Origin of the sequence: Diaphorobacter sp. JS3051, assembly GCF_015832135.1 — a bacterium.
Classification (GTDB): Bacteria; Pseudomonadota; Gammaproteobacteria; order Burkholderiales; family Burkholderiaceae_C; genus Diaphorobacter; species Diaphorobacter nitroreducens.
This window is the reverse complement of sequence record NZ_CP065406.1, coordinates 1,815,093-1,839,496: the sequence shown is the minus strand read 5'-3', so window position 1 is coordinate 1,839,496 and position 24,404 is coordinate 1,815,093. Positions and strand designations below refer to the sequence as shown.

The 24,404-nt window shown below is 67.8% G+C and carries 18 protein-coding genes and 3 pseudogenes; 9 read left to right on the top strand and 12 right to left on the bottom strand.

The features are described from left to right. Positions 1–21: 21 nt before the first annotated feature. The 3 genes from prmC to hemA form a co-directional block, all read right to left on the bottom strand. Positions 22–864, bottom strand: a complete 843-nt coding sequence (prmC, locus tag I3K84_RS08810) for a peptide chain release factor N(5)-glutamine methyltransferase (protein ID WP_196995925.1) — start codon at positions 862–864, stop codon at positions 22–24. A gap of 57 nt (positions 865–921) precedes the next feature. Beyond that, positions 922–2,025 (bottom strand): peptide chain release factor 1, encoded by a 1,104-nt coding sequence (gene prfA, locus I3K84_RS08805; RefSeq protein WP_196995924.1) that lies wholly within the window; start codon positions 2,023–2,025, stop codon positions 922–924. 112 nt (positions 2,026–2,137) lie between these two features. Further along, positions 2,138–3,448, bottom strand: coding sequence for a glutamyl-tRNA reductase (gene hemA / locus I3K84_RS08800; RefSeq protein ID WP_196995923.1), 1,311 nt, complete (start codon positions 3,446–3,448; stop codon positions 2,138–2,140). Between the two features lie 74 nt (positions 3,449–3,522). On the opposite strand from hemA, the gene I3K84_RS08795 reads away from it, so the two are divergent. Further along, complete coding sequence (locus tag I3K84_RS08795) at positions 3,523–3,801, top strand: hypothetical protein (RefSeq protein WP_012655762.1); 279 nt, start codon at positions 3,523–3,525, stop codon at positions 3,799–3,801. Between the two features lies 1 nt (position 3,802). Here I3K84_RS08795 and I3K84_RS08790 read toward each other — a convergent pair whose 3' ends face one another. After that, positions 3,803–4,705 carry a LysR substrate-binding domain-containing protein gene (locus I3K84_RS08790; protein WP_123675060.1) on the bottom strand — a complete coding sequence of 301 codons (903 nt, stop codon included), beginning with the start codon at positions 4,703–4,705 and terminating at the stop codon, positions 3,803–3,805. A gap of 117 nt (positions 4,706–4,822) precedes the next feature. Here I3K84_RS08790 and I3K84_RS08785 point away from each other — a divergent pair, with 117 nt between their 5' ends. Both I3K84_RS08785 and I3K84_RS08780 read left to right on the top strand, forming a co-directional pair. Then, positions 4,823–5,809 carry a tripartite tricarboxylate transporter substrate binding protein BugE gene (locus tag I3K84_RS08785; RefSeq protein WP_041835900.1) on the top strand — a complete coding sequence of 329 codons (987 nt, stop codon included), beginning with the start codon at positions 4,823–4,825 and terminating at the stop codon, positions 5,807–5,809. 10 nt (positions 5,810–5,819) lie between these two features. Beyond that, positions 5,820–6,713, top strand: a complete 894-nt coding sequence (locus I3K84_RS08780) for an N-formylglutamate amidohydrolase (protein ID WP_196995922.1) — start codon at positions 5,820–5,822, stop codon at positions 6,711–6,713. Positions 6,714–6,785: 72 nt separating this feature from the next. Here the strand turns inward: I3K84_RS08780 and I3K84_RS08775 are convergent. The 8 genes and pseudogenes from I3K84_RS08775 to ugpB form a co-directional block, all read right to left on the bottom strand. Continuing rightward, positions 6,786–7,412 (bottom strand): annotated as a pseudogene (locus I3K84_RS08775) (mechanosensitive ion channel family protein); the annotation flags it as partial. Between the two features lie 150 nt (positions 7,413–7,562). Next, positions 7,563–8,651, bottom strand: coding sequence for an IS5-like element ISDisp1 family transposase (locus I3K84_RS08770; protein ID WP_011803559.1), 1,089 nt, complete (start codon positions 8,649–8,651; stop codon positions 7,563–7,565). An 83-nt stretch (positions 8,652–8,734) separates the two neighbouring features. Then, positions 8,735–10,633 (bottom strand): annotated as a pseudogene (locus I3K84_RS08765) (DUF3772 domain-containing protein); the annotation flags it as partial. Between the two features lie 98 nt (positions 10,634–10,731). After that, complete coding sequence (ugpQ, locus tag I3K84_RS08760; RefSeq protein ID WP_196995921.1) at positions 10,732–11,481, bottom strand: glycerophosphodiester phosphodiesterase; 750 nt, start codon at positions 11,479–11,481, stop codon at positions 10,732–10,734. Between the two features lie 25 nt (positions 11,482–11,506). Then, the gene (locus I3K84_RS08755; protein WP_196995920.1) at positions 11,507–12,514 is read right to left on the bottom strand and encodes a sn-glycerol-3-phosphate import ATP-binding protein UgpC; all 1,008 of its coding nucleotides are present in this window, start codon (positions 12,512–12,514) and stop codon (positions 11,507–11,509) included. A gap of 63 nt (positions 12,515–12,577) precedes the next feature. After that, positions 12,578–13,426, bottom strand: a complete 849-nt coding sequence (ugpE, locus tag I3K84_RS08750; RefSeq protein WP_011804304.1) for a sn-glycerol-3-phosphate ABC transporter permease UgpE — start codon at positions 13,424–13,426, stop codon at positions 12,578–12,580. A 2-nt stretch (positions 13,427–13,428) separates the two neighbouring features. Continuing rightward, a complete protein-coding gene (ugpA, locus tag I3K84_RS08745) occupies positions 13,429–14,310 on the bottom strand; it encodes a sn-glycerol-3-phosphate ABC transporter permease UgpA (protein WP_012655769.1) in 882 nt (293 codons plus the stop codon). Positions 14,311–14,440: 130 nt separating this feature from the next. Further along, positions 14,441–15,753, bottom strand: a pseudogene (ugpB, locus tag I3K84_RS08740) (sn-glycerol-3-phosphate ABC transporter substrate-binding protein UgpB). A gap of 311 nt (positions 15,754–16,064) precedes the next feature. Between ugpB and serA the strand changes: the two are divergent. The 6 genes from serA (at position 16,065) to I3K84_RS08710 (ending at position 24,380) form a co-directional block, all read left to right on the top strand. Then, positions 16,065–17,294: a phosphoglycerate dehydrogenase gene (serA, locus tag I3K84_RS08735; RefSeq protein WP_041835901.1), complete on the top strand. Its 1,230-nt coding sequence runs from the start codon at positions 16,065–16,067 to the stop codon at positions 17,292–17,294. A gap of 192 nt (positions 17,295–17,486) precedes the next feature. Continuing rightward, on the top strand, positions 17,487–21,410 hold the full coding sequence (locus I3K84_RS08730) for an FAD/FMN-binding oxidoreductase (protein WP_172206367.1): 3,924 nt from the start codon (positions 17,487–17,489) through the stop codon (positions 21,408–21,410). Further along, complete coding sequence (locus tag I3K84_RS08725) at positions 21,407–21,898, top strand: HIT family protein (RefSeq protein WP_231403444.1); 492 nt, start codon at positions 21,407–21,409, stop codon at positions 21,896–21,898. Before I3K84_RS08730 ends, I3K84_RS08725 begins: the two co-directional genes overlap by 4 nt. A gap of 163 nt (positions 21,899–22,061) precedes the next feature. Then, on the top strand, positions 22,062–22,478 hold the full coding sequence (locus I3K84_RS08720) for a gamma-butyrobetaine hydroxylase-like domain-containing protein (RefSeq protein WP_172206369.1): 417 nt from the start codon (positions 22,062–22,064) through the stop codon (positions 22,476–22,478). A 124-nt stretch (positions 22,479–22,602) separates the two neighbouring features. Next, positions 22,603–23,334 carry a bifunctional demethylmenaquinone methyltransferase/2-methoxy-6-polyprenyl-1,4-benzoquinol methylase UbiE gene (gene ubiE / locus I3K84_RS08715; RefSeq protein ID WP_012655775.1) on the top strand — a complete coding sequence of 244 codons (732 nt, stop codon included), beginning with the start codon at positions 22,603–22,605 and terminating at the stop codon, positions 23,332–23,334. Between the two features lie 38 nt (positions 23,335–23,372). Continuing rightward, entirely contained in the window at positions 23,373–24,380 is a 1,008-nt protein-coding gene (locus I3K84_RS08710) for a Tim44 domain-containing protein (protein ID WP_196995919.1), read from the top strand. Positions 24,381–24,404: the final 24 nt, after the last annotated feature.

Genomic DNA, 24,404 nt, shown 5'->3' with positions numbered 1-24,404 from the left:
GGCGGCGATGGGGGGATTATTTCACTGCGGGGCGCCGCCGGGCATTGACCCGCCGGAGCATCGGGCTATGCCGGCCAGATCGTTGCGGCTTTGCACCTGGTCAAAGCCTGCGTCGCGCAGCAGTGCTTGCACGGCCTCGGCCTGGTCCCAGCCATGCTCCAGCAGCAGCCAGCCGCCAGGTGCCAGCCGCGCGGGCGCCTGCGCCACGATGGTGCGGATGTCCTCCAGGCCGTCGGCGCCGCTGGCCAGCGCGGACAGCGGCTCATGGGTGAGCGCGGCCAGGTGCGGGTCCTGCGCGGGGATGTAGGGCGGGTTGCTGACGATGGCGTCGAACGGACCGTCCACCCCGTGCAGCCAGTTGCCTTGGATGAAGCGCACGGGCAGGCCCAACTGCCCGGCATTGGCGCGGGCGACGGCCAGCGCGCCGGCGCTGGCGTCCACGGCCAGCACCTGGGCATCGGGGCGCTCATGCTGCAGGGCCAGGGCGATGGCCCCGCTGCCCGTGCCCAGATCGGCCACGCGCGGCGCGGCGCGCGTGGCCAGCACGTCCAGCGCCCAGGCCACCAGTGTCTCGGTGTCCGGGCGCGGGTCCAGCACGCGCGCGTCCACGGACAGCGGCAGGCCCCAGAACTCTTTGCGCCCAAGGAGGTAGGCCACGGGTTCTCCCTTGGCCCGGCGCGCGCACAGCGCGGCGTACTGTTCCATGGCCGCCGCGGGCAGCGTGTCGCCGTCGTGCGCCAGCAGCCAGGCGCGGTCGGCCGGCGCGCGCCCCAGCACATGCAGCAGCAGCATCTGCGCGTCGATGCGCCCCAGCCCTTCGGCTTGGGCCTGGGTCAACGCCTGGGCCAGCGTGGGTGAAGGCATGGGTGCTTCTCTATGGATAGCTGTTGGCGCTTGCTGCGTGGGCGCTAGAGGCCAAAATCACTCCAAACCCAGTTCGGCCAGCAGCTCGGCCTCGCGCGCATGCTGCAGGGCCTGCAGCACCTCGCCCAGGTCACCTTCCATGATGGCCAGCAGCTTGTACAGCGTGAGGTTGATGCGGTGGTCGGTGAGGCGCCCCTGCGGAAAGTTGTAGGTACGGATGCGGTCGCTGCGGTCGCCGCTGCCGATCAGCCCCTTGCGCAGCGCGGCCTCCTTGGCGGCGCGCTCGCTGCGTTCCTTTTCCTGGATGCGCGCCTGCAGCACCTGCAGCGCCTTGGCCTTGTTGCTGTGCTGGCTGCGCCCGTCCTGGCACTCGGCCACGATGCCGGTGGGCAAGTGCACCACGCGCACGGCCGAGTCGGTCTTGTTGATGTGCTGGCCGCCCGCGCCGCTGGCGCGGAAGGTGTCGATGCGCAGGTCCGCCGGGTTCAGCGTGATGGCCTGCTGCTCGTCGGGCTCGGGCATCACCGCCACGGTGCAGGCGCTGGTGTGGATGCGGCCCTGCGTCTCGGTGGCGGGCACGCGCTGCACGCGGTGGCCTCCGGATTCGAACTTGAGCGCGCCGTACACACCGCTACCGGAGGGGCCCGTCCCGGGCTGGCCCTCGATGCGCAGCACCACTTCCTTGTAGCCGCCGATCTCGCTCTCGTTGGCGCTCATGACCTCGACCTTCCAGCCCACGGTGGCGGCGTAGCGCGTGTACATGCGCGCCAGGTCGCCCGCGAACAGGGCGGATTCGTCGCCGCCCGTGCCGGCGCGGATTTCGATGAAGGCGTTGCGCTCGTCGTCGGGGTCTTTGGGCAGCAGCAGGCGCTGCAGCTCGTCCTCCAACTGCACGAGTTCGGTCTCTGCGGCGTGGATTTCCTCCTGCGCCATCTCGGCCATGTCGGGGTCTTCGAGCATCTCGCGCGCGCCGGCCAGGTCGGCCTCGCGCTGCTGGTAGCGGGCGTAGCGGCCCGCGACCTGGGTGACCTCGGCGTGCTCGCGCGAGATGCTGCGGTACTGCTGCATGTCCGCCATGATGTCTTCGCGCGAGAGCAGGAAGTCGAGTTCCTGCAGGCGTTGCGCGTAGCGTTCCAGCTGGCTGCGGAGAAAGGGTTTCATCAAGGGGTGTGAAAGAAGGGTTTTGCTACCAGTCTGGTAGCTGCTTGCGCTTGTCTGGTAAGCGCGGTAGGCCGATGGGGCTTATGAAATCAGGGGTGCGCGGCGAGCGCCGCTACAGCCCGTTTTTGCTGTGCGAGCGCAGGAACAGGCGCGAGACGGCCTGTGCGGTCTGGGCGCGCGCTTCGGCATCGCCCGCGCGCAGCTCGGCCATGGTGCCGTGCAGCATCTTTTGCGTGAGGCCGCGCGACAGCGCCTCAAGCACGGTCTCGATGTCCTCGCCCTTGGCCAGGCGCTTCTTGGCGCGGGCGATCTCCAGGGCGCGCCATTCGTCGGCCTGGGAGTTGAGTTGCTGGATCAGCGGCACCACGCCGCCGTTCTGCGTGGCGGGGCTGCGCAGCTCCATCCAGTGCACGAAGCTCTGCACGCCCGCGTCGATGATGGCCTCGGCCTGCGCCACGGCGGCCTGGCGATGCGCCTGTGCCGTCTGTACCACGCTGGCCAGGTCGTCCACGGTGTACAGGTACACGTCTTCGAGCTGCTTGACCTCGGGCTCGATGTCGCGCGGCACGGCCAGGTCCACCATGAAGATGGGGCGGTGGCGGCGCTTTTTCAGCGCGCGCTCCACGGCGCCCAGGCCAATGATGGGCAGCGTGCTCGCGGTGCAGCTGATGACCGCGTCGAACTCGTGCAGGTGGTCGGGCAGGTCGGCCAGGCGCATGACCTCGCCGCCAAAGCGCGTGGCGAGCTTTTCTCCGCGCTCCAGCGTGCGGTTGGCGATCGTGATCTGCTGGGGCGTCTTGGCCGCGAAGTGCGTGGTGCACAGCTCGATCATCTCGCCCGCGCCCACGAACAGCACGCGGATCTTCGTCAGGTCTTCGAACAACTGGCCGGCCAGCCGCACGGCCGCGGCGGCCATGCTGATGCTGTGTGCGCCGATGTCGGTGCTGGTACGCACCTCCTTGGCCACGGCAAAGCTGCGCTGAAAGAGCTGGTTGAGCGTGGTGCCGAGCGCTCCTGCGCCTTCAGCGGCGCGCACGGCGTCCTTCATCTGGCCGAGGATCTGAGCCTCGCCCAGCACCATGGAATCAAGCCCGCTGGCCACGCGGAAGGCGTGGCGGGCGACGAGGCTGTTTTCCAGGCTGTAGGAGTGCGAACGCAGCAGTGCGGGGCTCACGCCGCCGCTGTGGGCCAGCCAGTCCAGCGTGTGGTCCAGCGCCGGGGCCTCGGCTGCGCAGTAGATCTCGGTGCGATTGCAGGTGGAGATGATGGCTGTCTCCACGCCCGGGTGGCGGCCCGAGGCGCTGGACAGCGAATCGCGCAGCCCGTGCAGCGTGGGCGCGATCTGGTCCAGGGCGAACGCGAACCGGCCCCGCAGATCGAGCGGAGCGGTGTGGTGGTTGATGCCGAGGGCCCAGACTGCCATGGGGTGGGATTATAAAATCCGCCGCGCACTCAGGCAGGCCACCGCGCCAATGGCTTGATCTGCATCATGACTCCATGGACCTGCTGCTCGCCCTCAACCATCTGCTGAACTTCACCGCACCCGCGCTGGCGGTCGCCGTGCTGCTGGTGGCATGCAGCCACGTCTTTATGCGAAAACTGGCCAGAGCGCACGGCTGGATTGCGCCAATAGCTATCAACTTTGTAGTGGGGTGTTGCGTCCTCGTGGCGGGGTTGGTGCTGCTGGGGCGCGACGGCCGCATGGCCACCTACGCCGGCTTGGCGGCGGCCTGCGCCACCAGTCAGTGGTTGCTGCTGCGCGCCTGGCGCGGCTGATTCAACTCCCGCCCTGTCCGCACGCCTGCGCCAGCAGCCAGCCGCGCAGGTCGTCCAGGGCCGGATTGGGCGCGCGCCCCGTCGGAATGCACAGGTGGTAGCCGCGGTCCAGCAGCACGGGGTGGTCGATGGCGATGGCGATGCGCCCGGCGGCCAGCTCCGGCTCCACCAGCGCGCGCTGCACCACCGCCACGCCCAGGCCGGCGATCACCGCCTGCACCAGCAGCGACACCAACTCGAAGTCCGCCGCCGGCGTGAGCGGCCCGTGGACACAGCCCACACCGGCGAACCAGTGCGCCCAGTTGTCCGGGTAGTTCGTGTGGAACAGCAGCGGCCGCGCGAGCAGGTCGGCCGGTGCGCGGATGGCCTGGGGCCCCTGCAGATCGGCCGGGCGGCAGATGGGTACCAGCTCGCGCCCCACCAGGTAGTCGGCCGCGATGCCCGCAGGCCAGTCGGCGCGGCCCACACGGATCCAGGCATCGATCTCAGGTGCGCTCAGAGGGTCGTCGCGCCGGTAGGGTGCGAACGACAGTGCGATGCCGGGGTGGCGCGCGTGGAAATCGGGCAGACGCGGGATCAGCCAGTGGCTGAACAGCGTGGGCGCCACCGACAGGCGCAACTGGCGCGGGTTGCGCCGCGTGCGCACGGCCAGCGTGGCGGATTCGATGGTGGCGATCGACGGGCCCACGGCCTGCAGGTAGTCGGCCCCCGCGCGCGTGAGCACGCTGCGCCGGCCCTCGCGCGCGAACAGCGCCACGCCCAGGTGCTCCTCCAGCCGGGCGATGGCGCGGCTGATGGCGCCCTGGGTCACGCTGAGTTCATCGGCCGCCTGCGAGAAGCTGCCCAGCCGCGCCGCGACGGCAAAGGCGTGCAGTTCGGGCAGCGACGGCGAGTGGATGCGCATGGATGGCTGATGGATGAGTGTTGGTAATGGATTGCCGCCATTTTGTCGCTTTTCGTCAACGCGGGGGCGCTCAAGAATGGGCCTGCCCCCATTCATTCAAATACCGAGGAGATCCCCATGGCACTGCGCCGTACCCTGCTGTCCACCCTGGCCGCCTGCGCCGCCGCTGCGGCCTTCGCACCCCTGGCGCACGCCCAGGCGGGCGACTACCCCAACCGCCCCATCAAGCTGATCGTGCCGTTCGCGCCCGGCGGCTCCACCGACATGGTGGCCCGCCTGCTGGCCGACAAAATGGGCCCCATCCTGGGCAAGGCCGTGGTGGTGGACAACAAGGGCGGAGCCGGCGGCTCCATCGGCGCAGACGCCATCGCCAAGGCGGCACCGGACGGCTACACCATCGGCATGGCCACGGTGAGCACCCACGGCGCCAACCCCGCCATCTACGCCAAGCTGCCGTATGACGCGGTGAAGGACTTCGCCCCCATCACCAACGTGATGAGCGTGCCCAGCGTCTTCGTGGTGCACCCCAGCGTGCCCGCCAAGACCATGCAGGAGTTCGTGGCGCTGGCCAAGGCCAACCCCGGCAAGTACACCTTCGCCTCGCCAGGCACGGGCTCGCTGGGGCATGCCAACATCGAGAACTTCATGAACCTGGCGGGCATCGACCTGCTGCACATCCCCTACAAGGGCGCGGGCCAGGCCGCGACCGATGCACTGGCCGGCCAGGTCAACGCGATGACGGACAACCTACCCTCCACGCTGGCCAACATCCAGTCGGGCAAGCTGCGCCCGCTGGCCGTGCTGGCCCTGAAGCGCAGCCCCGTGCTGCCCGACGTGCCCACCTACACCGAGCTGGGCTACGCCGGCATGGGTGACGGCGGATGGTTCGGCCTGGTGGCGCCCGCGGGCACGCCCAAGGAGATCATCGCCAAGCTGAACGCCGCCGCGCACAAGGCCATGGCCCAGCCCGACTACCTGGAGAAGCAAAAGAGCATCTCCGGCGAATCCATGGCCAACACGCCCGAGCAGTTTGCCAAGCAGATCGACGCTGCCATTGCGCGCTACACCGCCGTGGCCAAGCGCGCCAACATCAAGCTCGATTGATGGTGCGCCTTTGACAGCGTTGCATGACGACCTGAGCCCTCGGCCGGACCGCCCGGTCGAGGTCTGGCACCCCACGGGGCAGCCGCTGCCGCTGGTGTGCGACTCGCCCCACAGCGGCACGGCCTACCCCGACGATTTCGGCCACGCCGTGCCGCTGGCGCTGCTGCGCCGCGGCGAGGACACGCACGTGCACCGCCTCTGGCATACCGCGCCCGCGCACGGTGCCACGCTGATCGCCGCGACCTTCCCGCGCACCTACATCGACGTGAACCGGGCCGACACGGACCTGGACCCCGCGCAGATCGACGGCGCGTGGCCCGTGCCGCTCGCCCCCGGCCCCAAGACGCGCCAGGGCCTGGGCCTGGTCTGGCAGCAGATCAGCAAGGACGGCGTGGCCACGCCGCTGTATGCGCGTGCGCGCACGGTGGCCGAGGTGCAGCGGCGCATCGAGGGCTACTGGCGCCCCTACCATGCGCAGCTGCAGCAGGCGATCGACGCGAGCGTGCAGCGCTTTGGCCGCGTGTGGCACCTGAATTTGCATTCGATGCCCAATGACGTGTACCGGCGCCTGGCCCGCACAGACGCGCCGCCGCTGGCTGACTTTGTGCTGGGCGACCGCGATGGCACCACCTGCGCAAGCGACTTTGTGCACCTGATCGCCGAGCAGCTGCGCGGCTTCGGCTACAGCGTGGCGCTGAACGAGCCCTACAAGGGCGTGGAGCTGATCGGCCGCATCGGCCAGCCGCACCTGGGGCGCCACAGCCTGCAGATCGAGATCCGCCGCCCGGTGTACATGGACGAGGACACGCGTGCGCCCAACGCCGGCTTTGCACCGCTGCAGCAGCACCTGGACCAGTTGCTGGGAGTGGTGGCGGGCTATGTGCGGTCGCAGCTGTCGGTTTGAAGCAAAATTGGCCTGTAGCGCTTGTCTGATAAGCGCTAGCAGCTATTGAAACAGGAGCGAATCGGGCTCCGTTCAGACGCGCTCCGACAGCGGCGGCGCTTCCTGGGCGGCGTCGCGCGGCGCCTGCGCCACCGAGGTGGTGGCTGGAGGCGACAGCGACAGGCCCGCATCGCGCAGCGCCTCCAGGATGGCGAACAGCACGTCGCTGCGCACGCCTCCCGCGTTGCGCGGGCTGCTCACGTAGCCGATCGCCAGGAAGGTGAGCGTGCCGCTCTGGATGCCTTCCAGCGTCACCGATGGCGCGGGGCTCTCCAGGATGTCCTCGTGCGCATGAAAGGCCTGCAGGATCAGCTCGCGCATGCGCCGCGCGTCGGTGTCCAGCGGTGCGGGCAGGCGCAGCAGCACCCGGCCCTGGGCGCTGCCCAGCGTCATGTTGCGCACGGTCTTGGTGATGAATTCCGAGTTGGGCACGATCACCGTGGAGCGGTCGCCCAGCTGGATCTCGGTGGCGCGCACGTTCACGCGGCGCACGTCGCCCTCGGTGTCGCCCAGCACCACCCAGTCGCCCACCTTCACCGGCCGTTCGGCCAGCAGGATCAGGCCCGAGATGAAGTTCTGCACGATGGCCTGCAGGCCGAAGCCGATCCCCACCGACAGCGCGCTCGCCACCCAGGCGATGCGCTCCACGCTTATCCCTAACAGGCCGTTGAAAAAGTGCTTTTCGAACGCATCAGGGACGCTGAGTGCGAAGACACGAGCTGCCCAGACGCGTCTGCGCAGCGATTGCAACGGCCCATCTGGCCGGTTTGCAGGCCCTCCCGCCCATTTCGGGCGCACGTATCCCTGGGCTCACGCATGATGCGCGTCCCACCAGCCGCCGATGCTGCCCATTCGCACAAGGTTGTAGGTGGCAAAGCACAGCAGCGCCTGGCCCGTGAGCTTGGCCTGACCGATCAGCTTGGTCTTTGCCAGACCACCGACGGTCTTGATCCAGCCAAAGGCCTCTTCGATGCGCTTGCGCACCTTCAGGCTGGTCTTGTAGCCCTCGTGCCGTGTCACTCGCGCATCCACCGCCGAGTGTTTGTCCTTGGCCGCCACGTGGGGCGTGACTTTGAGCTTTCTGCAGCCTTTGATGAAGGCCTTGCTGTCGTAGCCCTTGTCGGCACCGACCGTGGCCCGTTTGTTCCTGTTGCCCCGACGCTCCAACATGGCCAGCGCCGCCTCGCGCTCGGCCGTGCCGCTGGCGTGGGTGATCTCGACATCCACGATCAGCCCGTTGCGGTTCTCCATGAGGATGTGCCCCATGTGGCACAGGCGGGATTTGTCGCCCTGGCTCTTCTTGAACAGCCGGGCATCGGCGTCCGTGGTGCTCTCGTGGGTGTCGTTGCAGCGCTCCTGCCCCTTGAAGTCCACCTCGGGGTTGCGCCCAGGCGGCGTGCCGCTGTCGTCGTCTTTGCGCTTGAAGCTCTTGTGCGAGGCCCAGGCGTCAATGAGCGTGCCGTCCACGCTGAAGTGCTCGTCGCTGGCGAGCTTGCCCCACTGGGCACTGAGCTTGACGCGCTCGAAGAAGGCGCGGGCGAGGTCTTCGTTGAACAGACGTTCGCGGTTGGCGCTGAAAGTGGAGTGGTCCCAGACCTTGTCTTCGATGTTCAGGCCCACGAACCAGCGGTACAGCAGGTTGTAGTTGATCGCTTCGACCAACTGGCGCTCGCTGCGGATGGAGAACAGGATCTGCAGCAGCAAGGCCTTGAGCAGCATCTCCGGTGGCACCGATGGGCGGCCACGGCGGGCGTACACCGCTTCGAACTCGCGGTTCATGGTTGCCAGCAGCGCATCAACCACCGCGCGCAACTTGCGCAGCGGGTGTGCCTGCGGCACGCGCTCTTCAAGGCTGATGTAGCTGAACATCGCCCCCTGGAAATCTTGACTGCCTCTCATCGTCCTCGTCTGGGTCGTTCACCGATGGCTTCAGATCGTAGCGGCCAACGCGGGCGTCGGCGGGGGATTTTTCAACGGCCTGCTAAGCCCGCCAGCGCCACGGCGATCACCACCACGCCGCCCACGTAGCCCAGCAGCGTGACGATGGAGCTGCGCATGCCCGGCTCCAGCGATGTGTGGGGGAAGTAGCGGTCGCTGAGCCAGCGCTTGACGATGCGTATCGCCAGGAAGCCCGCGCAGATCACCGCCAGCGCCGTGAGCAGTGCCTGGGGCGCCAGCGTGAAGTCGCCGATCTGCAGGCTGTGGTCCAGCTTGCTGCCGCGGCGGAACAGCTCGTCCGGGTTGGTGCCCAGCGGCGCCATCAGCGCGATCGCCATGTAGAAGAACAGCGCCACACGCAGCACGCCGGCCAGCAGCACCGCGGCCTGGTCCAGCAACTGGGCGTCGATGGCCAACGCGGCGTGGATGCGCGCGCCCAGGCCGCCGTGGGAGGAGAGCAACGCGTCGCACAGGTCGTCCACCAACTGCATCAGCAGATAGGTGGTGGCAAACACCACGCCCGACCACACCATCTGCCGCGCCAGCGTGCCGCCCAGCGCCACGAAGCCCAGCACCACGGCCAGCGCGGCCGCGGCCGCGGCAAGGCCCGCGCTGGCCAGGATCAGCCCCACCCAGAGGGGGCGGCCCGCCTTCTCCGCGGGCGCCGCGTCGGTGGCGCTATCGGCCGCGTCCGCTGCCTGGGGCGTTGCCCGCAGCCGGCCCAGCGCGACGGCCACCGTCACCGACAGCAACACCGCGGACACGGCGTGCACCAGCACTTCGGCCGCCAGGCTGGCGCCCACGATGGCGTTGACCTGCGTGACCAGTCCGCCCAGCGCCGACAGTGCCGCGATCCACCACGGGAAGGGGCTGAGCCGGCGGGCGAGCGCGTCGGAGATGGGCAGCAGCCGCCAGGAACTGCGCCGGCGCGACAGCAGTGCGTGCCCCAGCGTGATAACGAAGGTGGCGTAGGCCGCGGCACGCAGGCTGGCCTGCTGCACGGCGCGCACGTCCTCGTCCAGCACGCCGCCGAGCTTGACCCCGCTCCACGCGAGTTGCAGCGCAGCGCTGACGATCAGCACGTTCGCCACCACCGCCGCCGCCGCCAGCAGCGTGCGCCGCAGCCGGGTGGCCGGCAGCCGCGCGGGCAGCGCGCGCACCAGCACACGCTCCGCCAGCCAGGTGCCCCCCACGGCCAGGGCGACGGCCAGGGCCAGGTAACCCAGGAAGGTGCCGCGGCGCGGCGAGTCCAGCGTGGCCTGCACGGCGCGGCGCAGGTTGGCGCCCAGCGCCTGCAGCCGCGCACTGTCGCCGGGCGCGGCGTAGCGCAGGCTGCGCCAGAAGGCGGGGGCCAGTGGCGAATCGACGCGCGTTGTGAGGGCCGCCTGGAATAGCGCTCGCCGCTGGCGCCCGATCTCCGCGCTGCGCTGCTCGGCATCCACGGCCACCAGGCGGGCGAGCTTGAGTTCCGCATCGATCACGCCGCGCTGCTTGTTCAGCGCGGTGCGCTGCTCGGCCACGTCGGGCGCATCCGCGGGTGCGCCCTTTTCGGGCGTGGGGCCCAGGCCTTCCAGGCGGCGGTCCAGGTCCGCCAGGTCTCTGGTGCGCTGGGCGACCACGCGCTCGGCCGCGGTGCCGATGGCGGCCAGCTCGGTCAGCAGCTTGCGGCCGTCGTCCTCCTCGCCGAGCTTTGCGGGAATGGCGTCGAGCTGCTTGCGCAGTTCATCCACCGAGGGCAGGGGGGCGTTGTCCTCACCTAGCGTGTCCACCGCGCTGGCCGCGGCGGAGGCGGGGGCCGCAGCGGGCCGGGTCTGGGCAAGGGCGGGCGTGCCGCCCAGCCACAGGCAGCAGGCCAGTACCAACCACTGCCAAAGGTGGCGTGCGCTCTGCGGGGGGAGACGGCGGCGCAGCGGGCGCGCGCCGGTGCGGGAAAGGCGATGCATGCGCGCATTGTCCGCTGTCGAGCGGCCCTGGCCTTGCCAGACGGCAGCGCGAGCGGCGTGCCCGGCACGCCCCGCCGGCGTGGACGGGTGGCGCCGCGTCAGGCCCCGGCGGGGCTGAACAGGTCCACGCGGTCGGTGATGATGCCGTCGGTGTGCAGCGCCAGCAGCCGCTGGGCGGCCCAGTCGTCGTTCACGGTGTAGCTCAGGGCGCGCATGCCGGCCAGGTGTACCTCGGCCACGGTGGCGGCGCTCCACAGCGCATGGTTGCAGACCACGGCCACGCAGCCCCACTGGCGCGCGGTGTCCAGCCAGCCGTCATGCAGTTGGTCCAGCAGCAGGCCGCGGGGCAGATGCGGCGCGGTCTCGCGCGCGCCGGCCAGCGCCTGCGGTTTGAACGAGGTGAGCAGCGGTGGCACGCTCTGGCCGTGCCACAGGCGTGCCGCCAGCACGGCCACGGCGCGGCCGGTTTCGGCTTCGGTGTCGGGCGTGGGCTTGATCTCGATGTTGAGGAAATGGCCGTTGGCGATGCACCAGCGCGCCAGGTGCTCCAGCGTGGGCAGCGGCTCGCCCGCGTACGTGCGCGAATGCCAAGCGCCGGCGTCCAGCTGGGCCAGCGTGCCCCAGGGCTGATCGCCAGCGGTGCCGTGGCCGTTGGTGGTGCGCTCCAGCGTGGCGTCGTGCAGCAGGAAGGCCACGCCGTCGCTGCTCAGCTTGGCGTCGCATTCGAACATGCGGTAGCCGTGCTGCGCGCCCAGGCGGAAGGCGGCCAGCGTGTTCTCGGGCGCCAGCTTGCCGGCGCCGCGGTGGGCGATCCAGCGGGGGTAGGGCCAGGCGGAAGGTGTCGTCATGCGCGGTGCTCCAGGCGGTCGGGTGCTACAGGCGCTTGCCGGTGCCGGCATCGAAGGTGTGCAGGCGGTGGGCGCGCGGCGTGACGTGGATGGTGTCGCCCGGCTGTGGCGCGGGGGCGCCTTCCTCGATGCGCACGATGAGCTGCTCGTCGCCCACGCGGCCATACACCAGGCGCTCGGCGCCCAGCAGCTCCACCGTCTCTACCTGCACGGCCCAGCCGCCGTCGGCGGTGATGTCCAGGTGCTCGGGGCGGATGCCCAACGTGGTGCCGGGCTGGGCGCCCGGCGCGTGGTTGAGCAGGTTCATCGGCGGCGAGCCGATGAAGCTGGCCACGAAGGTGGAGGCCGGTGTGTGGTAGACCTCCTCGGGCGTGCCGAACTGCTCCATGTTGCCGGCGTTCATGACGATCATGCGCTGCGCGAGCGTCATGGCCTCCACCTGGTCATGGGTCACGAACAGGCTGGTGATGCCCAGTTCGCGGTGCAGCTTCTGGATTTCGATACGGGTTTGCGCGCGCAGCTTGGCGTCCAGGTTGGACAGTGGCTCGTCGAACAAAAATACCTGCGGCTGGCGCACGATGGCGCGGCCCATGGCCACGCGCTGGCGCTGGCCGCCCGAGAGCTGGCGCGGCTTGCGCTCCAGCAGATGACCCAGTTCCAGGATATTGGCGGCCTTGTCCACGCGCGCCTTGATCTCGTCCTTGGCCACCTTGGCGATCTTCAGGCCGTAGGCCATGTTGTCGAACACGCTCATGTGCGGGTACAGGGCGTAGTTCTGGAACACCATGGCGATGTCGCGCCTGGCGGGCTCCAGGTTGTTGACCACGCGCTCGCCGATGGCGATGGTGCCGCCGGTGATTTCCTCCAGGCCGGCCACCATGCGCAGCAGGGTGGATTTGCCGCAGCCCGAGGGGCCGACGATGACGATGAACTCGCCGTCCCGGATCTCGGCGTTGACGCCGTGGATCACGGGCACGATCTGCTTGCCGCTGCCGTAGTGCTTGACGACGTTGGTGAGGGTAAGGGATGCCATATGTGCTATTTAATCAATAGCTGTTTGCGCTTGATGGGTGGGCGCTACAGCCGGTTTTGATGTTTATTTCTCGGTGTCGACCAGGCCCTTGACGAACCACTTCTGCATCAGGATCACCACGGCCGTGGGCGGCAGCATGGCGACGATGGCGGTGGCCATCACGATGTTCCAGTCCACGGCGGCCTCGCCGCCGGCCAGCATGCGCTTGATGCCGATCACCACCGGGTACATGTCTTCGGACGTGGTCATCAGCAGCGGCCACAGGTACTGGTTCCAGCCGTAGATGAACTGGATCACGAACAGCGCAGCGATCGAGGTGCGTGACAGCGGCACCAGCACGTCCTTGAAAAAGCGCATGGGCCCGGCGCCGTCGATGCGCGCGGCCTCCACCAGTTCGTCGGGCACCGTCAGGAAGAACTGGCGGAACAGGAACGTGGCGGTGGCCGAGGCGATCAGCGGCAGCGTGAGGCCGGCGTAGCTGTTGAGCAGGCCCAGGTCTGCCACCACCTTGTAGGTGGGCAGGATGCGCACTTCCACCGGCAGCATCAGCGTCACGAAGATGGCCCAGAAGCACAGCATCTTGAACGGGAAGCGGAAGTACACGATGGCGAACGCCGACAGCAGCGAGATGGCGATCTTGCCCACGGTGATGACCATGGCCACCACGAAGCTCACCCACATCATGTGCACCACGTTGGTGTTGGAGCCCAGCTTGCCCGAGCCGAACAGCGCGGCCTGGTAGTTCTCCCACAGATGGCTGCCCGGCAGCAGCGGCATGGGCGACTGCACGATGGCATCCGCCGTGTGGGTGGAGGCCACCAGCGCCAGGTACAGCGGGAAGGCCACGATGGCCACGCCGAGGACCAGCACGGCGTGCGAAATGAAATTGAGCCAGGGGTTACGGTCGATCATGGTCAGTACTGCACTTTCTTCTCGACGTAGCGGAACTGCACCACGGTGAGCGCGATGACGATCAGCATCAGGATCACGGACTGCGCCGCCGAGCCGCCGAGGTCCAGCGCCTTGAAGCCGTCCTGGTACACCTTGTAGACGAGGATGGACGTGGACTGCCCCGGCCCGCCCTGCGTGGCCGCGTCGATGATGCCGAAGGTGTCAAAGAAGGCGTACACGATGTTGATCACCAGCAGGAAGAACGTGGTGGGCGACAAGAGCGGCAGCTGGATGTTCCAGAAGCGCCGCCATGCACCCGCGCCGTCGATGGAGGCCGCCTCGATCAGCGCCTTCGGAATCGACTGCAGGCCCGCCAGGAAGAACAGGAAGTTGTAGGAGATCTGCTTCCACACCGAGGCGATGACGATCAGCGTCATGGCCTGGTTGTCGTTCATCATGTGGTTCCAGCCGTAGCCCAGCTCACCCAGGTAGTAGGTCACCACGCCGATGGAGGGCGAGAACAGGAACACCCACAGCACGCCCGCGATCACCGGGGCCACGGCATAGGGCACGATGAGCAGGGTCTTGTAGACCATGGCAAAGCGCACGATGCGGTCCGCGAAGATGGCCAGCGCCAGCGACACCACGATGCCGATGCCCGCCACCAGCACCGAGAACAACGCCGTGCGCTGGAAGGATTCCAGATAGGACGGATCGTCGAAAAGCTGCTTGAAATTGTCCAGCCCCACCCACTCGGTGCTCATGCCAAACGCGTCTTCCATCTGGAAGGACTGCAGGATGGCCTGGCCCGCGGGCAGGAAGAAGAAGATGCCGATGATGAGCAACTGCGGGGCGATCAACACCCAGGGCAGCCACGCCGAGCGGAAAAGTACGCGTTTTTCCATGACGTTCACAAACGAGAAAACCGCTGGCGCAAGGCTGCACCAGCGGGAAAAGGAAAAGCGGCCCCCAGGCAGGGGCCGCTGACCGAAGGGGCGTTCATGGGAACGCCTCGCCCGTCACGGATGACAGGGCTTACTTCTTGTACGAGCGCTCGAAGCGCGCCAGCAGTTCGTTGCCGCGGCTCACGATGGAGTCCAGGGCTTCCTTGGCCGTCTTCTTGCCGGCCCACACCTGTTCGAGTTCTTCGTCCTCGATGGTGCGGATCTGCACGTAGTTGCCCAGGCGGATGCCGCGCGAGTTGTCGGTCACCTTGCGCACCATCTGGTTCACGGCCGTGTCGGTGCCGGGGTGCTTGGCGTAGAAACCGGACTTTTCGGTCAGCTCATACGCGCCCATGGTGATGGGCAGGTAGCCCGTGCGCTGGTGGCTGGCGGCCTGCACCTTGGTGTCGGACAGGAACTCGAAGAACTTGGCCACGCCCTTGTATTCGGCGGGCTTCTTGCCGGCCATGACCCACAGCGATGCGCCGCCGATCACGGTGTTCTGCGGTGCACCCTTCACGTCGGGGTAGTAGGGCAGGGGCGCCAGGCCGTAGGCGAACTTGGCGTTCTTGGCCACATCGCCGTAGAAGCCCGACGACGTCTGGATCATGGCGCACTCACCCGAGGTGAACGACGCCTGGGCCGCCGAGCCGCGGCCCTTGTAGACGAACTCGCCCGCCTTGGCGGCCTGCGACAGGTTGTCGATGTGGCGCACGTGCAGCGGCGAATTGATCTTCATGCGGGCCTTGTAGCCGTTGGGCGACAGGCCGTTCTTCTCGGTGGCGAACTCCACGTTGTGCCAGGCGGAGAACGATTCGAGCTGCGTCCAGCCCATCCAGGCCAGCGTCATGGGGCAGCTGTGGCCGCTGGCCTTGAGCTTCTTGGCAGCCTCGAACACTTCGGGCCAGGTGGCGGGAGCCTTGTCGGGGTTCAGGCCGGCCTTCTTGAAGGCGTCCTTGTTGTAATAGAAGATGGTGGTGGAGCTGTTGAACGGGAAGCTCAGCATCTGGCCGTTGGGTCGGTGTAGTACGCAGCCACGGCGGGGATGTAGGCGCTGGGGTCGAAGGCAGCGCCCGCGTCCTTCATCACCTTGCCCACGGGTACCGTGGCGCCCTTGCTGGCCATCATCGTGGCCGTACCCACCTCGAACACCTGCAGGACGTGCGGTGCATTGCCCGAGCGGAACGCGGCGATCGCGGCCGTCATGCTTTCGTCATACGTCCCCTTGAAGGTAGGGATGACCTTGTACTCCTTCTGGCTCTCGTTGAACTGCTTGGCCAGGTCATTGACCCACTCGTTGTTGACAGCCGTCATGGAGTGCCACCACTGGATCTCTGTTTGAGCTTGTGCGGCCAGGCTGGTGGCGGCCACTGCGGCGGCCAGCGCCAAGTGTTTGATCTGCATGAATACTCCTCGTTGATAGACGATAGGCAGGAAAGCGGCGATGGTGGTCGCGTTCCGTGACAGGAATGTGTCGTTCTCGCACACTGCAAAAAGCGCAGCAACGGGGTAAACCCCGCGGCGCTTGGGTGACGAATTGTGTCACTGGCATGACGGTGTTGTGACAAACATCCGGCCGCGCTGGGGGCATGCATGGGCCGCCGCGGGCAATCGCATGGAAGCCGACAGGGATTTGTGCATTGCACAATGATCCCCTCTCCTGTCCAGCGGCGCGCGCCGCCTGGGTGTTTTCATCTCCTCTCAATTTGCACGCCATGGCCAAGACTTCCCTGGATAAAAGCAAGATCAAGTTCCTGTTGCTGGAGGGCATCCATCCCTCTGCGGTGGAAGTGTTGCGGTCCGCGGGGTATACGCAGGTCGAGGTGCTGGCCGGGGCGCTGGAGGGCGAGGAACTGCGCCGCAAGATCGCCGACGTGCACTTCATTGGCATCCGCTCGCGCACGCAGCTCACGGCGGACGTGTTCGCGCATGCGCACAAGCTCGTGGCCGTGGGGTGCTTTTGCATCGGCACCAACCAGGTAGACCTGAACGCTGCGCGCGAGCGCGGCATCGCCGTGTTCAATGCGCCGTATTCCAACACCCGCTCCGTGGCCGAGCTGGTGCTGGCCGAGGCCATCCTGCTGCTGCGCGGCGTGCCCGAGAAGAACGCTGCGGCCCACCGCGGCGGCTGGCTCAAGAGCGCCACGAACGCCTACGAGATCCGCGGCAAGACGCTGGGCATCGTGGGCTACGGCTCCATCGGCACCCAGCTGTCGGTGCTGGCCGAGGCGCTGGGCATGCACGTGATCTTCCACGACGTGGTGCACAAGCTGCCGCTGGGCAATGCGCGCCAGGTGGGTTCGCTGCACGAGCTGCTGGGCCAGGCCGACATCGTGACCCTGCACGTGCCTGAGCTGCCTTCCACCCAGTGGATGATTGGCGCCGCCGAGATCGCGGCCATGAAGCCGGGCGGCATCCTCATCAACGCCTCGCGCGGCACGGTGGTGGAGATCGACCCCCTGGCCCAGGCGCTGAAGGGCGGCAACTTGCTGGGCGCGGCCGTGGACGTGTTCCCGGTGGAGCCCAAGAGCAACAAGGACGAGTTCGTCTCGCCGCTGCGCGGGCTGGACAACGCCCTCCTCACGCCCCACATCGGCGGCTCCACCATGGAGGCGCAGGCCAACATCGGCCTGGAGGTGGCGGAAAAGCTCGTCAGGTACAGCGACAACGGCACCAGCACTTCGTCGGTCAACTTCCCCGAGGTGGCGCTGCCCGAGCATGCGGGCAAGCACCGCCTGCTGCACGTGCACCACAACGTGCCGGGCGTGCTCTCGCAGATCAACAGCATCCTGTCGGACAACCACATCAACATCGCGGCGCAGTACCTGCAGACCAACGAGAAGATTGGCTATGTGGTGATCGACCTCGACGCGCGCTCGTCCGACCTGGCGCTGGAGAAGCTGGCCCAGGTGCCCGGCACCATCCGCAGCCGCGTGCTGTATTAAATAGCTATTGTTTTAATAGCTGCTTGCGCTGAATGGACGGGCGCTGGAGCCTGATTTGGCTATTGCCCGTCCTTGGCCGCCCCGCGCCAGCGGCGGGGCTCTGCGGGCAGGACAGTGCGGTAACGGGCACTGGCTTAAAATCCCGACCCCGAGGCACGAGGGCGCCCTGCACGCCCAACCCAGGTTGATCCCATGAATGTTCCGATTGCGCTGGCCGCCCTGCAGACGCAAGGCGCCGAGCCTGCCCGTTTGCGCGAAATTCCGTACAACTACACCTCGTTTTCCGACCGGGAAATCGTGATCCGCCTGCTGGGCGCCTCCGCCTGGGATGTGCTGGACCAGTTGCGCCGCGAGCGCCGCACGGGCCGATCCGCCCGCATGCTGTACGAAGTGCTGGGCGACATCTGGGCCGTGCAGCGCAACCCCTACCTGCAAGACGACCTGCTGCACAACCCCGCCCGGCGCAAGCTGCTGGTGGATGCGCTGCAGCACCGCATGGCCGAGATCGAAAAGCGCCGCCTGCCGCAGGAAGACGCCGAGCGCGACCGCCGCGTGGGCGTGTTGGTGGACGCAGCGCGCCGCGCCATCGACGAGTTCGACGCCACGCTGGTCGAGGCCAGCGACCTGCGCAAGAAGGTGGCGCGCCGCCTGGGACGCCACACCGCCAAGGACAACATCAAGTTCGACGGCCTGTCGCGCGTGTCGCACGTGACCGATGCGACCGACTGGCGCGTGGAATACCCGTTCGTGGTGCTCACGCCCGACACCGAGGCCGAGATGGCCGCGCTGGTCAAGGCCTGCATCGAGCTGGAGCTGACCATCATCCCGCGTGGGGGCGGCACCGGCTACACGGGGGGCGCGATCCCGCTTACCTGGCGCAGCGCCGTCATCAACACCGAAAAGCTCGAGGCCATGACCGAGGTGCAGATGCGCCGCCTGCCGGGCCTGGACGCCGAGGTGGCCACCATCTGGACCGAGGCCGGCGTGGTCACCCAGCGCGTGGCCGACGCGGCCGAGGCCGCCGGTTTCGTGTTCGCCGTGGACCCGACCAGCGCCGAGGCTTCGTGCGTCGGCGGCAACATCGCCATGAACGCGGGCGGCAAGAAGGCCGTGCTGTGGGGCACGGCGCTGGACAACCTGGCCAGCTGGCGCATGGTGACGCCTGAAGGGCAGTGGCTGGAGGTCACCCGCGTGGGGCACAACCTGGGCAAGATCCACGACGCCGACGTGGCCAGCTTCGAGCTGCAGTACTTCCAGGCCGACGGCAAGACGCCGATCCGCACCGAGCGCCTGGACATCCCGGGCAAGACCTTCCGCAAGGAGGGCCTGGGCAAGGACGTGACGGACAAGTTCCTCAGCGGCCTGCCCGGTGTGCAAAAGGAAGGCACCGACGGCCTGATCACCAGCGCGCGCTGGATCGTGCACCGTATGCCCGAGCACACGCGCACCGTGTGCCTGGAGTTCTTTGGCAACGCCAAGGACGCCGTGCCCAGCATCGTGGAGATCAAGGACTTCATGTTCGCCGAGCAAAAGCGCAGCGGCGTGCTGCTGGCGGGCCTGGAGCACCTGGACGACCGCTACCTGCGCGCCGTGGGCTACACCACCAAGTCCAAGCGCGGCGGCCTGCCCAAGATGCTGCTGGTGGGCGACATCGTGGGCGACGACCCTGATGCCGTGGCCCGCGCCACCGCCGAGGTGGTGCGCATCGCCAACAGCCGCAGCGGCGAGGGCTTCACGGCGGTGAGCGCCGAGGCCCGCAAGAAGTTCTGGGCCGACCGCAAGAAGACGGCCGCCATCAGCCGCCACACCAACGCCTTCAAGATCAACGAAGACGTGGTGATCCCGCTGCCGCGCATGGCCGAGTACACCGACGGCATCGAGCGCATCAACATCGAACTCAGCCTGCGCAACAAGATCGAGCTGGCCGACGCGCTGGAGGAGTTCCTCGCGCGCGGCAACCTGCCGCTGGGCAAGCCCGAGGCGGGCGGCGAGCCGCCTTCGCCCGAGCTGCTGGAGGAAAAGCTGGCCCTGGCCCTGGCCCTGGTGCGCGAGACGCGCGCGCTCTGGCAGGACTGGCTGCAGCGCGTGGAAGAACTGTTCCCCCAGCTGCAGGACCACCGCCTGCGCGCCAGCTGGAAGGCGCAGATCCGCGATCCGCTGCGCAACATCTTCACCGGCAGCGACTTCGAGCCGCTGATGCAGGCGCTGGGCGATGTGCAAAAGCGCGTGCTCAAGGGCCGGGTGTGGGTGGCGCTGCACATGCACGCCGGCGACGGCAACGTGCACACCAACATCCCCGTGCACAGCGACAACTACGCCATGCTGCAGACCGCACACGAGGCGGTGGCGCGCATCATGGTGCTGGCGCGCAGCCTGGGTGGCGTGATCTCGGGCGAGCACGGCATTGGCATCACCAAGCTGGAGTTTTTGACCGACGAGGAACTGGCGCCGTTCGCCGAGTACAAGCGCAAGGTGGACCCGCAAGGCCGCTTCAACCGCGGCAAGCTGCTACGCAATCAGGAGCTGCTCGCGCAGGACGGGCAAGCACTGCAGGCCCATCTGGCGCATAAAGGCTCGCGCACCTCGCTGATGTTCGCGGACCTGACCAACGCCTACACGCCCAGCTTCGGGCTGATGGGGCACGAGTCGCTGATCATGCAGCAGAGCGACATCGGCGACATCGTTGCCAGCGTGAAGGACTGCCTGCGCTGCGGCAAGTGCAAGCCCGTGTGCTCCACGCACGTGCCGCGTGCCAACCTGCTGTACAGCCCGCGCAACAAGATCCTGGCCACCTCGCTGCTGGCAGAGGCGTTCCTGTACGAAGAGCAGACGCGCCGCGGCGTGTCCATCCGCCACTGGCAGGAATTCGAGGACGTGGCCGACCACTGCACCGTGTGCCACAAGTGCTACTCGCCGTGCCCGGTCAAGATCGACTTTGGCGACGTGACCATGAACATGCGCAACCTGCTGCGCAAGATGGGCAAGAAAAGCTTCCGCCCCGGCAACAAGATGGCCATGGCGATGCTCAACGCCACCAACCCCGACACCATCAAGCTGCTGCGCGCGGGCATGGTCAACGTAGGCTTCAAGGCCCAGCGCATGGCCGTGGACGTGCTGCGCAGCGTGAGCCGCAAGCAGACCGCGCACCCGCCCGCCACCGTGGGCACGGCGCCGGTCAAGGAGCAGGTGATCCACTTCGTGAACAAGAAGCTGCCCGGTGGCCTGCCCACCAAGACGGCGCGCGCGCTGCTGGACATCGAGGACAAGGACTACGTGCCCATCATCCGTAACCCGGCCGCCACGTCGGCCGACACGGAGGCGGTGTTCTACTTCCCCGGCTGCGGGTCGGAACGTCTGTTCAGCCAGGTGGGGCTGGCCACGCAGGCCATGCTCTGGCACGCCGGCGTGCAGACCGTGCTGCCGCCGGGCTACCTGTGCTGCGGCTATCCGCAGCGCGGCAGCGGCCAGTTCGACAAGGCCGAGAAGATGATCACCGACAACCGGGTGCTGTTCCACCGCGTGGCCACCACGCTGAACTACCTGGACATCAAGACGGTGGTGGTCTCGTGCGGCACCTGCTACGACCAGCTGCAGGGCTACCAGTTCGACAAGATCTTCCCCGGCAGCCGCATCATCGACATCCACGAATACCTGCTGGAAAAGGGCATAACCCTGCCCGCGGGGCAGGGCGGCTACCTGTACCACGAGCCCTGCCACAACCCCATGAAGCAGGGCGACTCGATGAAGACCGTGCGCGCCCTGGTAGGCGACAAGGTGCTCAAGAGCGACCGCTGCTGCGGCGAGTCGGGCACGCTGGGCGTGACGCGCCCCGATGTTTCCACCCAGGTGCGCTTTCGCAAGACCGAGGAAATCCGCAAGGGCGAGGCGGCCTTGCGTTCCAGCGGCGCGGTGGGCGCGCAGGACAACATCAAGATCCTGACCAGCTGCCCCAGCTGCCTGCAGGGCATCTCGCGCTACCAGGACGACCTGTCCACCGGCCTGCTGGAAGCCGATTACATCGTCATCGAGATGGCCAAGCAGATCCTGGGCGAGAACTGGCTGCCCGAGTACGTGCAACGCGCCAACGCCGGCGGCATCGAGCGGGTGCTGGTATGAGCCAGGCCGCCATGCCCGGCATGTCCGCGCCTTCCACGGGTGGTGCTGGCGCGTGCCCCCTGTGTGACTCCGACGCGGGTGCGTTGGTCTGGCGCGGCGCCAAGCTGCGCGTGATCCATGCGCAGGAGGCCGGCTTTCCGGCCTTCTACCGCGTGATCTGGGCGGACCATGTGGCGGAGTTCTCCGACCTCTCCCCCGCCGACCGCCAGCACTGCATGGAGGCCGTGACGCTGGTGGAGCAGGCGCTGCGCGAGCAACTGGCGCCGGCCAAGATCAACCTGGCCAGCCTGGGCAACGTGGTGCCGCACCTGCACTGGCACGTGATCGCGCGCTACGAGTGGGACAGCCACTTCCCTGCACCCGTCTGGGCGCACCCCCAGCGCGAGTGCGACACCGCGCGCGAGACGCTGGTGGCCGAGCGCTTGCCCGCACTGCACGCGCTGATGCGCGAGCGCCTGGAGCGCTGGGCCGATCGGGCTGCAGAGTAATGCTCATTAATTGATAGCTGCCAGCGCTTTACCCTTGGGCGCTGGAGGCTGATTTGGCTCGCATCGCGCCGCCTTGGCTCCGGCGGCGGACAATAGCGGCAGGGCGGCGGTGCGCGGTCTCCGCCGCCGGTGTTCATTCCTTTTCATTGCGCAGGTGAAATCCATGGCAGGTCTGACGGCGGGCGCGCCCATGCCCCAATCCATCACGGTGCACGAGCAGTCGCGCGTGCTGGAGGTGACGTTTTCCGACGGCGCACACTTTCGCATCCCGTTCGAGCTGATGCGCGTGTATTCCCCCTCGGCCGAAGTGCAGGGCCATGGGCCGGACCAGCAGGTGCTGCAGACCGGCAAACGCGACGTCACGTTGACGCGGCTGGAGCCGGTAGGCAACTACGCCGTGCAGCCCACCTTCTCCGACGGGCACGACAGCGGCATCTTCTCGTGGGATTACCTGTACGAACTGGGCCGCGACGAGCAGGCGCTGTGGGCAGACTATGCCGAGCGGCTGGCCGCCGCCGGCGTGGACCGTGATGCACCCATGGCGCCCAAGGCCGGCGGCCACGGCTGCGGCGGGCATTGAGGCGCAGCACGGCCCGCCCGCGCGGCCGCGCCGCGCCACGCTTTAGCCTAAATAGCGACAGATGACCTAGGCGCATGCGGGGTTGCCGCTGTACGCATGGTCAGTGGGCGCTTAGCATCGTGGTATGAGTACCACGCATTTCGGATTCCAGTCGGTTCAGGAAGAGGACAAGGCGCGCCACGTGCGCGGCGTGTTCGATTCTGTCGCGCCCAAGTACGACCTGATGAACGACCTGATGTCGGCCGGGTTGCACCGCGCCTGGAAGGCCTACACCGTCATGGTGGCCAACCTGCGCGAGGGCGACCAGGTGCTGGACATCGCGGGCGGCACGGGCGATCTGTCGCTGGCCTTTTCCAAGAAAGTGGGCGCCACGGGCCGCGTCGTGCATACCGACATCAATGAGGCCATGCTGCGCGTGGGACGCGACCGGTTGATCAACGAAGGCGTGGTGCTGCCCACGACGGTGTGCGATGCCGAGCACCTGCCGTTTCCTGACAACCACTTCGACCTGGTGAGCGTGGCCTTCGGCCTGCGCAACATGACGCACAAGGACGCTGCGCTGCGCGAGATGTGCCGCGTGCTCAAGCCGCGCGGCCGGCTGCTGGTGCTGGAGTTTTCCCGCGTGGCCAAGCCGCTGGAAAAGGCCTATGACTGGTATTCGTTCCAGGTGTTGCCGCGGCTGGGCAAGCTGGTGGCGGGCGACGATTCGAGCTACCGCTACCTGGCCGAGTCCATCCGCATGCACCCGGGCCAGGAAGAGCTCAAATCCCTCATGCAGCAAAGTGGCTTTGGGCATGTGGACTATCACAACATGACTGGCGGCATCGTCGCCTTGCATGTTGGAATCAAGTGCTGAAAGAGTTCATTGAAAACTATCGATATTTCGGAGAAGCCATGATGAAACTGTGGTCAGTGGTCTTGGTCGCCATGTTGGCGGTCGTGCATCTGGATGCGGATGCGCGCCGTCTCGGGGGCGGCAAATCCATCGGCAAGCAGTCCAGCAACGTGACCCAGCGCGACGCTGCGACGCCCCCCGCCGCTCCTGCTGCACCCACGCAGAATGCGACGACGAGTACCGCTGCGGCCAAGCCCGCCGCGGCGCCCAATACCGCCGCAGCTGCCCCCAGGAAGCCCTGGGGCGCCATGCTGGGCGGCCTGGCCGCGGGCCTGGGCCTGGCCTGGCTGGCCAGTTCGCTGGGCCTGGGCGCAGAGTTCGGCCAGTTCCTGCTGATCGCCCTGCTGGCACTGGTGGTCATGGTGGTGGTCGGCATGGTCATGCGTGCGCGCAAATCCGCGGGCGCACCGGTGAACGCCTCGCCCTTCGCCTTCCAGGGCGCGGGTTCCGCGCCCGCTGCAGATGCGCGCATGCCGCGCCAGTACAGCCCGGACAAGGTGGGTAACGACGCGTCCGCCCGCCCGTGGGAGCGCGGCGGCATGGCCTTCCAGGCGCCGGCCGCTGCCGCTACCGGCGGGATCATCGGCTCGGCGCTGTCGGGTTCGCAGAACTGGGGCGTGCCGGCCGGCTTCGACACCGAAGGCTTCCTGTCGGCCGCCAAGCGCAACTTCACCACGCTGCAGGCCGCCTGGGACCGCTCGGACGTCGCCACGCTGCGCTCCATGATGACCGACAGCATGGTTGACGAGGTCCGCACGCAGCTCAACGAGCGCGAATCGCACCGCGGCGACCAGCAGCCCAACCAGACCGATGTGATCATGCTCGAGGCGCAACTGCTGGGCATCGAGGACCTGGGCGACGGCTACATGGCCAGCGTGGAGTTCTCCGGCATGATCCGCGAGGAGCCTTCCGCCGGCCCGAGCCCGTTCCGCGAGGTCTGGAACATGACCAAGCCCAAGAACGGCGCCAGCGGCTGGCTGGTTGCGGGCGTGCAGGCGCTGCAGTAAGCATGGCGCCGCTGGAACCGGGCG

Bases quoted from the DNA above. Each gene is read 5' to 3' on its own strand.
- prmC (WP_196995925.1), bottom strand. From the start codon at position 864: ATGCCTTCACCCACGCTGGCCCAGGCGTTGACCCAGGCCCAAGCCGAA.
- prfA (WP_196995924.1), bottom strand. From the start codon at position 2,025: ATGAAACCCTTTCTCCGCAGCCAGCTGGAACGCTACGCGCAACGCCTG.
- hemA (WP_196995923.1), bottom strand. From the start codon at position 3,448: ATGGCAGTCTGGGCCCTCGGCATCAACCACCACACCGCTCCGCTCGAT.
- I3K84_RS08795 (WP_012655762.1), top strand. From the start codon at position 3,523: ATGGACCTGCTGCTCGCCCTCAACCATCTGCTGAACTTCACCGCACCC.
- I3K84_RS08790 (WP_123675060.1), bottom strand. From the start codon at position 4,705: ATGCGCATCCACTCGCCGTCGCTGCCCGAACTGCACGCCTTTGCCGTC.
- I3K84_RS08785 (WP_041835900.1), top strand. From the start codon at position 4,823: ATGGCACTGCGCCGTACCCTGCTGTCCACCCTGGCCGCCTGCGCCGCC.
- I3K84_RS08770 (WP_011803559.1), bottom strand. From the start codon at position 8,651: ATGAGAGGCAGTCAAGATTTCCAGGGGGCGATGTTCAGCTACATCAGC.
- ugpQ (WP_196995921.1), bottom strand. From the start codon at position 11,481: ATGACGACACCTTCCGCCTGGCCCTACCCCCGCTGGATCGCCCACCGC.
- I3K84_RS08755 (WP_196995920.1), bottom strand. From the start codon at position 12,514: ATGGCATCCCTTACCCTCACCAACGTCGTCAAGCACTACGGCAGCGGC.
- ugpE (WP_011804304.1), bottom strand. From the start codon at position 13,426: ATGATCGACCGTAACCCCTGGCTCAATTTCATTTCGCACGCCGTGCTG.
- ugpA (WP_012655769.1), bottom strand. From the start codon at position 14,310: ATGGAAAAACGCGTACTTTTCCGCTCGGCGTGGCTGCCCTGGGTGTTG.
- serA (WP_041835901.1), top strand. From the start codon at position 16,065: ATGGCCAAGACTTCCCTGGATAAAAGCAAGATCAAGTTCCTGTTGCTG.
- I3K84_RS08730 (WP_172206367.1), top strand. From the start codon at position 17,487: ATGAATGTTCCGATTGCGCTGGCCGCCCTGCAGACGCAAGGCGCCGAG.
- I3K84_RS08725 (WP_231403444.1), top strand. From the start codon at position 21,407: ATGAGCCAGGCCGCCATGCCCGGCATGTCCGCGCCTTCCACGGGTGGT.
- I3K84_RS08720 (WP_172206369.1), top strand. From the start codon at position 22,062: ATGGCAGGTCTGACGGCGGGCGCGCCCATGCCCCAATCCATCACGGTG.
- ubiE (WP_012655775.1), top strand. From the start codon at position 22,603: ATGAGTACCACGCATTTCGGATTCCAGTCGGTTCAGGAAGAGGACAAG.
- I3K84_RS08710 (WP_196995919.1), top strand. From the start codon at position 23,373: ATGATGAAACTGTGGTCAGTGGTCTTGGTCGCCATGTTGGCGGTCGTG.